12 protein-coding genes are annotated in these 13,018 nt (G+C 46.3%); 7 read left to right on the forward strand and 5 right to left on the reverse strand.

The genetic code is table 11. From position 1 onward, the window contains the following. Positions 1-336: 336 nt before the first annotated feature. Both BM607_RS00950 and raiA read left to right on the forward strand, forming a co-directional pair. Positions 337-1,905: a PAS domain-containing methyl-accepting chemotaxis protein gene (locus BM607_RS00950; protein ID WP_071939176.1), complete on the forward strand. Its 1,569-nt coding sequence runs from the start codon at positions 337-339 to the stop codon at positions 1,903-1,905. A gap of 248 nt (positions 1,906-2,153) precedes the next feature. Then, positions 2,154-2,510: a ribosome-associated translation inhibitor RaiA gene (gene raiA, locus BM607_RS00955; protein WP_006085098.1), complete on the forward strand. Its 357-nt coding sequence runs from the start codon at positions 2,154-2,156 to the stop codon at positions 2,508-2,510. A 92-nt stretch (positions 2,511-2,602) separates the two neighbouring features. Here raiA and BM607_RS00960 read toward each other — a convergent pair whose 3' ends face one another. From BM607_RS00960 to BM607_RS00970, 3 genes are all read right to left on the reverse strand, one after another. Further along, a complete protein-coding gene (locus BM607_RS00960) occupies positions 2,603-3,127 on the reverse strand; it encodes a DUF6622 family protein (RefSeq protein ID WP_071939175.1) in 525 nt (174 codons plus the stop codon). Between the two features lie 107 nt (positions 3,128-3,234). Further along, positions 3,235-3,885 (reverse strand): response regulator transcription factor, encoded by a 651-nt coding sequence (locus tag BM607_RS00965; protein WP_071939174.1) that lies wholly within the window; start codon positions 3,883-3,885, stop codon positions 3,235-3,237. A gap of 29 nt (positions 3,886-3,914) precedes the next feature. Continuing rightward, the gene (locus BM607_RS00970) at positions 3,915-5,063 is read right to left on the reverse strand and encodes a histidine kinase (RefSeq protein WP_071939173.1); all 1,149 of its coding nucleotides are present in this window, start codon (positions 5,061-5,063) and stop codon (positions 3,915-3,917) included. Positions 5,064-5,246: 183 nt separating this feature from the next. Between BM607_RS00970 and BM607_RS00975 the strand changes: the two genes are divergently transcribed. Continuing rightward, entirely contained in the window at positions 5,247-5,756 is a 510-nt protein-coding gene (locus BM607_RS00975) for a DUF2141 domain-containing protein (protein WP_071939172.1), read from the forward strand. 14 nt (positions 5,757-5,770) lie between these two features. Continuing rightward, positions 5,771-7,447 carry a carotenoid oxygenase family protein gene (locus tag BM607_RS00980; protein ID WP_071939171.1) on the forward strand — a complete coding sequence of 559 codons (1,677 nt, stop codon included), beginning with the start codon at positions 5,771-5,773 and terminating at the stop codon, positions 7,445-7,447. A 64-nt stretch (positions 7,448-7,511) separates the two neighbouring features. Here the strand turns inward: BM607_RS00980 and BM607_RS00985 are convergent, their stop codons facing one another. Continuing rightward, positions 7,512-8,234 (reverse strand): YebC/PmpR family DNA-binding transcriptional regulator, encoded by a 723-nt coding sequence (locus tag BM607_RS00985; protein WP_006085103.1) that lies wholly within the window; start codon positions 8,232-8,234, stop codon positions 7,512-7,514. A 435-nt stretch (positions 8,235-8,669) separates the two neighbouring features. Here BM607_RS00985 and BM607_RS00990 point away from each other — a divergent pair, with 435 nt between their 5' ends. Both BM607_RS00990 and BM607_RS00995 read left to right on the forward strand, forming a co-directional pair. After that, positions 8,670-10,238: a methyl-accepting chemotaxis protein gene (locus tag BM607_RS00990; protein ID WP_071939170.1), complete on the forward strand. Its 1,569-nt coding sequence runs from the start codon at positions 8,670-8,672 to the stop codon at positions 10,236-10,238. Positions 10,239-10,571: 333 nt separating this feature from the next. Next, positions 10,572-10,796: a TIGR02922 family protein gene (locus tag BM607_RS00995; protein WP_006080825.1), complete on the forward strand. Its 225-nt coding sequence runs from the start codon at positions 10,572-10,574 to the stop codon at positions 10,794-10,796. Between the two features lie 390 nt (positions 10,797-11,186). Here BM607_RS00995 and BM607_RS01000 read toward each other — a convergent pair whose 3' ends face one another. Next, entirely contained in the window at positions 11,187-11,768 is a 582-nt protein-coding gene (locus tag BM607_RS01000; RefSeq protein WP_071939169.1) for a TetR/AcrR family transcriptional regulator, read from the reverse strand. 133 nt (positions 11,769-11,901) lie between these two features. Between BM607_RS01000 and BM607_RS01005 the strand changes: the two genes are divergently transcribed. Further along, a complete protein-coding gene (locus BM607_RS01005; RefSeq protein WP_071939168.1) occupies positions 11,902-12,969 on the forward strand; it encodes an alkene reductase in 1,068 nt (355 codons plus the stop codon). Positions 12,970-13,018: the final 49 nt, after the last annotated feature.

The raw sequence follows: 13,018 nt of genomic DNA on the forward strand, positions 1-13,018 counted from the left end.
GCGGTTAACTCACCATGGATTCGCTGTGAATTTAAAACCACCTTAAGTGCGAACTTAAGGTGGTTTTTTTATTCCCCTGAACTGGAGGGTTACAAATATTTAACCGATACAGAGGCAAGGCTTAAAACTGTGAGCGAAACAAGATATGGATTTTCTGACTTGCTGGCTTTGTCACAATTGTTTGTTTTTATTTGCTTAGGTGTGTCTAGTGGTTACTGCTTGTTTAGCGTTAGGTTAATTTTTATGCTGCCAATGTGAGCTTTATCAATTTTGATGTACTGAGGTTTTGGCAGAATGCTCGTTATCTTTTTTACCGAGACCTAGCCTGATAACCCTATGCATAAAAATTCTAAGAATGGTGAAACACACCTGTCAGATAATGCGATTTTACTATCCACGACGGATTTGAAGGGAAACATCAAATATGTGAATCAGACTTTTTCGCAGATCAGCGAGTTTAGCGCTGCTGAGTTGCAAGGGAATCCCCATAACATAGTGCGTCATCAAGATATGCCAGCGGCTGCGTTTAAGATCCTTTGGGAGCGAATTAAGCAGGGTAAACCTTGGATGGGTATCGTTAAAAATCGCACTAAAAATGGCGGTTATTACTGGGTAAATGCCTATGTTGCCCCTGTGTATGAAGACGGTAAAATTCACGAATATCAATCTGTTCGCCGCCAAGCCACTCCAGAGCAGATCAAAGCCGCCGAGCGTATTTACAGCGATATTAATCAGGGTAAGCAACCTAAGGTATTGCGCAAAGACAGGTTAGGTTTCAGTGGCAAGATACTGCTGGCCATGCTGATGTCGATTATGACTACGACAATAATTGCCAGTTATTCTCCCATTGTTGCTGCGATTGCGGGGATGACGGTAGCGTGCCTAGCATGGTATTACCTGATGCAGCCGCTGCAAAAGCTCGTTTCTATGGCGACCAACATTATTGACGATCCTGTGGCGACGGGCGTGTACACCGGCCGCCAAGATGAGATTGGAAAATTGGATCTCGCCCTGCGCTTTTTGATCACCGAAATCGGTGGCGTTGTTGGCCGAATGGCGGATTCGGCCAGTGAAATACAATCTCAGAGTGTCAGCCTTAAACAAACCATTACCAACACTTGGGAACATGCCGATAGTCAGAGCGAACAAACAACGCAGGCCGCGACGGCGATGGAGCAGATGAGCGCCAGTTTTGCCGAAGTGACAGACAACATTCATCGCACTGCTTCTGAAATGGTGTCGAGCCATGAGGCGGCGCAACGCGGGCATTCACGTTTAGAAACAGTGATAGAGGCGATACATCAGTTGAGTGTGCAAGTGAGCCACTTTTCCGATGTAGTTCAAACGATTGAAGAAGATAGCCGTGCTATTCATCAAGTGCTTGAAGTGATACGTGCCATCGCTGACCAAACCAACTTGTTAGCTTTAAATGCGGCAATCGAAGCGGCGCGGGCAGGGGATAGTGGTCGCGGTTTTGCAGTGGTGGCCGATGAGGTCAGACAATTATCGAGTCGTACTAGCCAATCCACCTCGCAAATCGAGTTAATCGTTAGCCGCTTTAGGGAAAGTACCCAAAGGGCGACTTCGACTATGGTGGCGGGACAAGAGCAGGTTAAACGTTCAGTAGGCTTAGCGCAGGAAGCCAGTGTCGCTTTTGGCGAGTTGCTTTCATCTATAACAAGAATTAACTCCTTAAGTGATGATAATGCCGCGGCGATGACCCAGCAGACTTCTGTGGCCGCTGAAATTAGCCGTGCCATCCATGTGATCAGCGATTTGGCTCAACAGAGTTTAGAGCAGACGCTCGATGCGGCGGCGCGGGGCGATCAAGTGTCGCGGTTATCGACCAAGACGCATCATCTGTCCCAGCAGTTTTGGCAGCAGAGCGTGCAACGTAAATATTAAGCGTATTTACCTTATGTCGTATTGGATTTTGTGATTGATTTATTATTAATGCCTGTTTATAAATCAATCACTTAATCGCATTTTTCTGGCGGTTTTATTTTCAACTTCTTGATGGCGGTCACATTTAGGAGATGCTAATACCTGAGTTGATCGAAATATTTGCCAATTCCCCTTGTGTTTTATCCTGCATGCCCCAAGCTCTATTAGTGAAGCGAAAATAAAAGTAATGACATTAAAAGGGACAACCTATGAAAATAAATATTTCTGGTCACCACGTCGATGTTACTGATTCTATTAGAGAACATGTTAACGAAAAGTTTGCAAAAATCGCCACCCATTTCCCCTCTCTGATCGCGCTGGACATCATTATTGCGAAAGAGCATGGCGAGTATCAGGTTGAACTTCGTACCAATTATGAAGGCAGCCGCATTTCCGCTTCGGGTACCGATGAGGTTATGTACCCAGCTATCAAGGCCGCATCGAAAAAATTAGATGCTGCACTTAAGCACCGTAAAGGTCAGCTAAAAGCAGATTTACATGAAACCCCGAGCTGCACAACGCCAGCCATTGCCCATGAAATTATCCAAGAGATGGAGCTTCGTTAGGTTTTTAGCCATTACTCATCGCCTTAGATGAGCACAAAAAGGGCCTTAACTGGCCCTTTTTGTTGGCTGCAATTTGAGTAAGTGTTAGCGCACTAGTGCGCCGAATAGCCGTTAATCTGAGCATGATGCGCGCCAGTGAGTATGCGAACAGCCCTTAGGATAAAGATGCCACTGAGCAGGCCATAGGTAGCGCTAGTGATGGCGATAAAAAGATGGTTTTCTAAGATATTTGCCTGTGTCGCGAGTGTGTAAGCTACGGCATATTTAATGATAAAAATCCCTAAAATCAGCAGCAGCGGCAGCCAACTGCCTTTGATATGGTACAGACCCGCTTGGTAACTGACGGGTGTTTTGGGCAGCAGAGACCAAGCTACACCCACCGTCAGTAGTAAACTGACTCCCCATAGCATAAGCGCTAATGGGCTATGTAGACTCGAATTGAGTGACATCACAGACCATATCGACATCACCGCTGGCATCAGTAATACGCGGCCTAAGCTGAGTTGACGATCCTTTGTCTGGCTCAGCCCTAAATAAATCACTCCTGCTAGTAAAGCAAAGACCCACATTGGCGTGTGGCTGACTATCGTGCCGATGGCATTAGTAAGATTTTGCATTAGTGTTCCTTTCCTATTAATTCATGCTGTTAGAGCAAGGCTGATTTCATTTTTGAGCATGGCTTTGCTACGCTCATGGCAATTGGCTTTTGCTGAATGCTATTGGGTTAGATCAATGCCAGTTGTAAGCCCTTGAGTACCGCTTGGGTGCGGTCTCGGCAATCGAGTTTAGTGAGTATGTTAGAGACATGATTTTTCACTGTGCCCTCGGCTAAAAATACCGCGTTGGCGATTTCCTTGTTGGAGAACCCGCCCGCCATAAAACTGAGGATTTCCCGCTCCCGTTCCGACAATAATTCATTTCTAGTTACCCCAACGCTAGGTGCAGGTTTAGGCTCACTCATCTGTTTGAGTACCGAAGGCTCTATCAAGTAGCCGCCTTTGGCGACGGTTTCGATGGCGTGCAGTAACTTGTCGAGTGACACGTCCTTGAGTAAAAAGCCGTTTGCTCCCGCCTGTAAACTATTGAGGAATAACTCACTGTCGTCGAAGGTGGTTAACATGATGACAGGTAAGCGATTGGCACTCTGACGTATCTGTTCGAGCATGGCGATGCCATCAAGATTTGGCATGCGAATATCACTGAGCAGCACATCGACAGGATTATTGGCGAGTTGGCTGAGTGCATCTTGGCCGTCTTCGGCCTGCCACACCACGCGAATGTTGTCGGAAATGGCGAGCAGGCTAGCGATACCTTGGCGAACCAATTGTTGATCTTCTACTAAGCCGACATTGATGATGTTGTTTTGCGTATCCATAGCGATTCCAAAGAGTTTCCAATAAAAAGTTAAGCGAGTGCTGGGAGGGTGAGGGTGAGTTGGCAGCCGGGCGCCGAGTCATTCGCCCTTAGCTGTACCTTGCCATTAAAGGGCTGCAGTCTTTCCTGCATGCCGCTAAGCCCTGTACCGCTTTTAGCTGATGCGTTTCGCGCGGCTACCCGCGTTAGTCCCACGCCGTTGTCGCTCAGTTGCAATACCAGTGCGTTTTGGGAGTCTTCCATGCTCAGTTGCAGTTGATTCGCCTTGCCGTGGCGCACGGCGTTGCTGATACCTTCTTGTAGTACTAACAGCAGTGCTTGAGTCAGTTCGGCTGATTGCAGTGGTTTCATCGTCTTGCAGGTGAGAGTCACGCTGGGTAAGCGGGTCATCAGCGCCTCTAAAGGTGGGACTAAATCCAATCCCACTTGCACTCTTTGAGCCCTGACGACGGCTCGAATACTTTCAAGTAGCTCTTTGGCTAAGGATTTACTTTGGTTAACTTGAGGTTTGAGGTCTTCGGGCGCTTTATGGCTCAGTACTTCTAATTGCAAAGAGAGTGCTGTGAGCTGGTGGCCGAGAATGTCGTGCAAGTCGCGGGAGATCCTTAATCTTTCTTGCTGTTCGCTGGCTTGGCTAAGTAGGGCACGAGTGGCGATAAGCTGTTGGTTTAGCTGTTCTTGTATCAAGCGTGATTTACGCTCGGAGAGCCTTGCTTGGCTGCTGCTGTAGGCAAAGAATTGAAAGCCAAGATAGATCAAAATATTGAACACATTGCTTTGTTCATGCAAATGCCATTGCAGCAGCGCGTAATAAACAAGGTTGGCTAACAGTAACTGCGAAATGGCTTGGCGGCGATTAAAGAACTCAGGCAAAAGTGACGCCCAAATAACGAAGAGGATCGGCAGCAATGCATGGTTTGCCGTGAGTAATAAGCTCAACACGATCAACGGCATTGCTAATGTGGCAAGGCGACGAAACAGAATATTGTTATGCGCAACTTTATCGGTAGCTATCAGTATAAATTGCACTAAATACAGCCCATAAAGCGTGGCATTGAGCATGCCTTGCCATGTATGCAATGCGGCTTGGTTTATCCCAACCCAAGCCACTAATGCCCAAGTGAGCACTCCTGCGGCAATTAACATGCTCTCTTCTTTTGCTAATCGATTTTCTAGCACGAATGACGATTCCTTAATCCAATTCTGCCGACCATTCTAAGGTATCAGCGTCAGATGTCACTATGCCAAAAGTCATGTTGTTAAATTCTTGTTTCATGACTTTTGGCACCTGTTTTTAGTCCTGTGATTTTTTAAGCTAACTCCATCGCAGTTACTTATCAGCGCAAATAACAGGAGTAAGACATGAAACACGTGAACTTAACGATGACAACAACTCAGATTCGCCGAGCCAATATGACCAAAAGGACGTTATCAGCGATTTGGGGCGCAGGCTTAGCTTGCTTGCTCTTGTCGGCAGGAAGTGTATCGGCAGGCTCCATGTCCACAGGCAGCCAGACACATACCCTGACTGTGGATATCGATAATATTCAAGTACAAACCGGCGCCTTAATGGTTGAGCTTTATGCCAATGCCGAGGATTACGCCGCAGGCCACAATCCTAGCGCTTCTATGATAAAGCCCGTCACTAAGACAGAGCATAGGCTGGTATTTAGCGATCTCGCCGATGGTCAATATGCGGTCAAGGTCTTTCATGATGAAAACGGCAACCACAGCTTAGATACCAATATGTTAGGAGTGCCGAGTGAAGGCTATGGTTTTAGCAATAACGCCGGCAGTTTTGGACCTGCGAGCTTTAAAGACGCCAGCTTTAGTTTGCAGGCCGATGCGCAAATCACGATACATATTCGCTAAGAGGGGGCTGCACCATGGATAGACGTCAATTTCTAGCAGGCTCAGCCGCCCTAATGACGACTGCTGTTTGGGCAAGTTCAGTAGATAAATTGCTGGCACTGGATAACGCACAAGCGGTCGCCCGTGAGCCATGGGCCATAGGTTTTAATGGGGCTGAAGGCGACTATCCGCCACTCACTATGCAGGTTTCGGGCGAATGGCCAGCGCAATTGAGCGGCAATCTATATCGTAATGGGCCTGCAAAAATGTCTCGGGCAGGTAAGGCATATCAACATTGGTTCGATGGCGATGGCATGGTGCAGCAGTTTAGTGTGGTTAATGGGCAAATTCAGCATCAGGCTAAGTTTATCCAAACAAAGAAGTTTAAAGTGGAGGAGGCCGCTGGCGCATTTAAGTACACCACCGCAGGCACAGTGATCCCTAATGCTTTACCCATTCGCAATAACGATGACTTGAATGTGGCTAACACCAGTTTATTACCGCGCCACGGCGAGTTGCTCGCTTTGTGGGAAGCGGGTTCACCCTATCGACTCGATGCGCAGACCTTAACCACGCTCGGTGTTAAAAGCTTTGGCGACAAGTTTAAGGGCTTACCCTTTTCCGCCCATCCACTCGATGATGGACAAGGTGGATTGTGGAATTTTGGCGTCTGGTATGTCGGCGGCGAGAAGCAATTACTTGTGTATCAAGTGGCAGCCGATGACAGCATTGCCAGAATGGAAGTGATTGAATTACCACAGGCGAGTTATTTACATGCCTTCGCGCAGAGTGAAAATAAGCTAGTGTTTTACATTTCATCCTGCGTGTATGAAGAGGGCGAAACTTATATCGATGCTTTTAAATGGCGCCCAGAATTGCCATCGCAATTACTGGTTATCGACAAAGCCGACTTTAAAGCGCGCCAGTTACACCCGCTGCCTGCAGGATTTGTGTTTCACTTTGGCCAAGCCATTGAGAAGAATGGCGAACTATCAGTGCAACTTTGCCTCTATCCCAATTCGGCAATTTTAACTCAAGGGATGAAGGGGCTACTAACGGGGGAGCGTAAAACAAAAACACCCCATGCCGAGTTAGTGACGATCACAGTACCGCTGACGGCACCACTTACAGCAGCTAGCAAAACGCAGTTTGCGGGGACGTTATCTCCCTCTGCACGTATTAACCGCAGCGGCGTGATGATGGAGTTTCCCCAGTTTGCGCAGCACACTATGAGTAACAAAGAGTCTGCACAGCAAACGAGCAATGCCGAAAAGCTTGCAGAGAAAACGGGTGGGGCTTCGGAATTTGTCCCGTTATTTGGCGTTGGAGCAAGATCAGATTCTGCTGCTAACTCTGGCTCCAGCTCTAACTTTAAATATAAAGCAGAAGCCGAATCTGAATCAGGACTGAGTAATACTCTGTATTGTATTCATAATGCAAAAGACAGCAGCCAGCACGGTGTGGATACACTTGGCGACGCGAGCTATAGCGCGTTTTATCTTGGCAAAGGCAAGATTGCCGAAGAGCCGCTCTATATCCCCGCCACTGAGCAGCATGAAGCCTATTTATTGATGACTTGGCTCGATTACCACAATGCACAATCTGGCTTGTCTTTGTTTCGTGCCAGTGACATCAGTGCGGGACCCATTGCTTCGGCTCATATGAACAGGGTATTGCCGTTAGGATTTCACGGTTGTTTCATTAACGCTTAATATGTTGACCTATAAACAAAAAACGCAGCCTAGGGCTGCGTTTTATTTCAGGCGAAAGCAGTGTTTAGTCTTCAATTTCCGCATTGTGATAGACGTTTTGTACGTCGTCACAATCTTCTAAAGCGGCGATAAACTTTTCAAACATGGCCACATCTTCACCTTCAACCTTAGTCATGTCCTGCGGTACGAAGGTAATGTTATCGAATTCGAAGTTAACTTCTGGCATCGCTTCGGTCAGTGCAGTTTTAACTTTAAAGTACTCAGTGTGCGGCGCGTAAACTGTGATTAAGCCATCTTCCAGCTCTACATCGCTCACATCAACGTCAGCCATCATCAGCAGTTCTAAAATCGCATCTTCGTCATCACCGGCAAACACGAACACGGCTTGATGATCAAACATGTGGCCAACTGTACCTGGGCCGCCGAGTTTGGCATCGTTTTTCACGAAGGCTTGACGCACTTCGGTGAAGGTACGTTTTACGTTATCGGTTAGGCAGTCAACAATAACCATGCAGTTGCCAGGACCAAAACCTTCGTAACGGGCGGTATCGTAATCTTCACCACCGCCGCCTTTGGCTTTTTCAATTGCGCGTTCAATAACATGCGCAGGCACTTGGTCTTTTTTAGCGCGTTCAATCAAGCGGCGCAGTGATAAGTTTCCATCTGGCTCAACGCCGCCTTGTTTAGCGACAACGTAAATCTCTTTACCGTAGCGTGAATAAATGCGGGTTTTTTGACCGGCTGTTTTCGCCATGGATTCTTTCTTGTTTTGATATGCTCTGCCCATCTTGATCTCGTTAGCTCAAAAAAATTGCGCCGATATTAGCAGTTTTCTTGGCATAAGTGCAGTCGTCCATGTGGGATTTATTACCTAGAAGGCGACGGGGCACGCATTTCAGGGCAAAGTTGGCTTTTTCAGGCGAGGTTATCTTGAGAATGGACTAAGACTAAATCACACGAAATTAATACTAATGTCTAATGCCATACGCTCGTGAGACTGTTGATGATAGTTACCTGCTACTTTGTTTATCTAGCTGGATAAATTATCTAGCTTATTCAGAGAAATAGACTAAAACTATAAATCTTGAGCGTTATCATAGTGAGTCCTCCCTAGTCAGTTGTAATCGATAGCAGCTGTAATTGATAGCTGCAGAACGAGGGCGAATGATTCGACTCTTAGCATTTCCCTTTCATTTTTACCTTGCTCAGTTACGGGAAGTATATGGAAATACAGCACAAAGTTTTAATTTTTATCAGTTTCACGCTGGTCACTCTAGGGAGTTTATTGCTTGCGGGGCTGCATCTTCCCAGCATTGTGCAGGCGCTGATCTTGGGGGCTATCACCTCTGGCTTAGTGGTGTGGGTGTGTTTGCGCGCAACTAAGGCCAAGCTCGACACCGATGAGGCAAATGCTAAGGCATTAAAAGATCAAAGCCTTCCAGCCCATGATATCAGTGTGCAAACCAGTAAAATTGCTATCGGTTCGGCTGAAGTGTCGCATTTTATTGATTTACTGAATAAATCCATTGAATCAAATGGCGAACATGCCAGCGCTATTGCGGTTGCCGCAGGGCAATTGAGTCATACCACTGCCCAACTTGGCGATAATGCCGCCGATATTTTAGGTCAGGCACAAGAGGCCGAGCGCGTGAGCGTGCAGGGGCGCAGCCAAGCCCAAAAAGGTGTGTCGGCTATTCGCTCACTGAGTACGGATATTGATACCGCCGCCGAGCAAGTACAGGCGCTTAAGTCGCGAGCCGAAGAAATCCAAAAAATCACCGAAGTGATTAACTCCGTTGCCGAGCAAACGAATTTGTTGGCGTTAAATGCGGCCATTGAAGCGGCTCGTGCGGGAGAACAGGGTCGAGGTTTTGCGGTCGTCGCAGACGAAGTACGCAGCCTTGCGGGTAAAACCGCAGGTGCGACCCAAGATATCGGCAAGATGCTATTAGAAATCCGCAGCGAAACCGATAAAACCTCTGGGCTGATGGAACGCGTCGTAACGCAAACCGCCGATGTGGTCGCGGCTATGGGCGAGTTAGACGCGCATTTCACTGAGATTTCGGCCTCTGTGACTCAATCGGCCCATGCGTTAGGTGATATGGAAGATTCCCTCAAACAATATAACAACACCACTAACGACATTAGCCGCTCTGTGACTCAAATACGTGATTCGTTAAATTCGACGGGTAAACAGAGTCATAGCGTATCTGAGCAGGCCTTTACTCTATCCTTGACCACCGAGGGCATTTTTAAAGCGCTGTCGAAGTGGGATACACAAACCTTCGATCAGCAGGTTTTGCAATTGGCCAATGCGGCCGCTAAAGCGTGCGGTGACAAGTTGGCACAAGGTTTAGCTAGCGGCAGTTTTAGCGAGGCGGATTTGTTTAATCCTAAATATCAACCTATTGCGAATACTCAGCCGCAGAAATACAGCACAGCTTTCGATCGTTATACCGATCAGCATTTTCCAACGATTCAAGAACCCATTCTGGCAAAACATAGCGAAATTATTTATGCGGGAGCCGTTGATAAAAAAGGTTATTTTCCGACCCATAATAAACGCTTTAGCCAAGCGCTGACGGGCAAGGTCGAAGTCGATATGGTGCATAATCGAACCAAACGCTTGTTTAATGATCCGACGGGGATCCGCTGCGGCGCCCATACAGAACCTGTATTACTGCAAACCTACAAACGGGATACGGGCGAAGTGATGCATGACTTGTCTGTGCCCATTTTTGTGAATGGTAAACATTGGGGCGGATTTAGGGTGGGATTTAAGGCTAAGTAAATAATAGATAATCAAATTTAGGTTATTTACTCTAAAAAATGCATAAAAACGCACCTTGTCATGTGTTGTACTTGTGATCCGTGGTGGGTAATTGATTAACATAATAGAAATAGATTGGCATCTTTTTGCTGAAGTGCTTAAATAGCTCAAGGTGCACAGTTTGATACAGTTCTGTACGCCATAATAAAAATATAAAATTTGAATAAGACCTTAATTAGTTGATTTAAAAATGGTTAAAATATCTTCGGGGATATTTTAAGATGTAGAGGACAAGGAGCTCTCTTGCGATGTAAATATAACGCAGCAGACGCTGCTTAATGTGAGTTAAATGTGATGCAAGCAAATCAAGCGACTGTTACTGTTTTATATTATGACGCGCCCGTAGGGTTAATTATGCACAATTCTGTGCTAGCTAATTTGCCTGTGAGTGAAGCGGGGCGTGTGATGATACCGGCAAGTTTTCGTAAGGGAAAATCGATCATTGCCGTACTTGAAGGTGAATGTAAGATACTGAACTCATTGGGCGAGCGGGTATTTGCTCAGGCTAACATAGGTTGAAATTAGCTTATAATTTCAAAAGGTTAGAATTAAAAAATTAACATTCAATAGATTAGCATGTCAAAAAATAGTCATCCTTGGGACGCATAATCGCCTTGTTGAATTAGCGTCTCGACTTTCTCTGCAATACTTCTTTTAATCTTTTTTATAATGTACAGAACGTATTTACTGCGCTTTATCGGCTTGAATTCAAGGAGATAGTGACGCTTATCTCGACTTGAATAACACCACCTTCCATAGCATCACACCCAATAATTCGACATTCAACAATATCTGAGCAATGGACACCAATACTGCGACATCTCGCTAAACACTATATTGTCTAAAGACTATCTACACTCTGTCGATTTTGTCGCCCAGATATTCGCCATTGAACAAATTAAAACGCCTTTAATGGCAGACTTCAGTCAGCAATCGATCGGCAAGATGTTGAAGGGTTTCGGCATTTGGATGGGTGTGAGCGAAGGTTCTTAAACCATAAATTCCCATCATAAAATATTGGGCTCTTTGCTCGTCGCTGCGATGACCTTCTAGCAGTCCTTGCTCGGCTGCGCTGGTAAACTGCTGCGTTAGCGCTTGCTGCCAAGATTGCAGATACTGATTGATGATATCTCTAATCTCAACATCTTGCTCAGCTACTTCATTTAATGCCTTCGTCAATAAACAAGCTTGGGCACTATCACAACTTAGGCATTCGGCAACAATTTGATCTAAATAGGTTTTCAAGTTCGTTAGTACATTTTCGCTATTAACGAACAGGCTGTTGAACTGCGTATTTCTGTCGAGTTGATATTGCTCAATGGCCGCGATTAGTAATCCGCGTTTATTGGTAAAAGCGCAGTAAATCGACCCCGGATGTAATCCCGTGGCTTGAGTTAGATCTTGCATGCTCGTTTTGGTGTAACCCTTGTGCATGAAGGCGGCCATCGCGCCGCGAAGTACCTGTTCTCGGTCGAACTCTGCATTACGCATCGAATTTAATTCACTTGTATAGAAACGCTTAAGCCGAATTCTACCTAATTTTGAACGAACATTCAAAAATTAACTTGAATGATCGTTCAAATAATAATATCTTGAATGCATATTCAAGAATGGGACTGAGAAAATGACCACACAAACCACGCCAAACTCCTTGGCAAATCTGTTCGAAACCTACTCGCTTAATGACACTATTACCTTAAAGAATCGTTTCTTAATGGCACCTTTGACCCGTTGTATGGCCGATGCCGACTTAGTGCCGACCGATGATATGGTTGCCTATTATGCACGCCGCGCCGAAGCGGGTTTGATCATCACTGAGGCGACGATTATTCGTCCCGATGCTCAAGGTTACCCAAATACCCCTGGTATTTTTACTCAAGCGCAAATTGCTGGCTGGCGTAAAGTGACCGATGCGGTACATGCCAATGGCGGTAAGATTTTTGTGCAGTTATGGCATACGGGTCGTGTTGCACATCCACACTTTTTTGGTGGTGGCGATGTGCTTGCTGCATCAGCACAGAAGATTGAAGGCAGTGTGCCAAGAATGCGTGAGCTAACTTATGTCACGCCAAAACCAGCCGCACTCGAGGATATTCAAGGCCTAGTGCGTGATTACGCCAAAGCGGCGGAAAATGCCATTGAAGCAGGTTTTGATGGCGTTGAAATCCACGGTGCAAATGGTTATTTAATTGATACTTTCTTACATCATGACAGCAATCGCCGCACCGATGAATACGGTGGCACTCCTGCCAATATGTCCCGTTTTGCGCTTGAAGTTGTCGATGCTGTTGTGGCTCGTATCGGCAAAGACAGAACTGGTCTGCGGATTTCACCTGGGGCTTATTTCAATATGGCGGCCGATAGCCGTGACCGCGAAGTGTTCGATTACTTCTTGCCGGAACTAGAGTCACGTGATATCGCCTTTGTGCATATTGGGATTTTCGATGACAGTATGGAATTCGACTATCTTGGCGGCAGAGCTTCAAGCTATGTGCGCGCACACTATGGCAAAACCTTAGTGGGAGTGGGAAGCTACAGCGCTGAAACTGCCAGTGAAGCGATTGCAGCGAATAAGTTCGATTTGATTGCTATCGGTCGTCCATTCATTGCTAACCCTGACTATGTTGCTCGCGTGCGTGATGGCGTTGAACTTGTGCCTTACAGCGACGAAATGCTAGCAAGCTTAGTGTAATTTCACTTAATAGCTTAATAAAGAAAGGGTTAGCATTTGCTAACCCTTT

This window comes from Shewanella sp. SACH (assembly GCF_001887095.2).
Classification (GTDB): Bacteria; Pseudomonadota; Gammaproteobacteria; order Enterobacterales; family Shewanellaceae; genus Shewanella; species Shewanella baltica.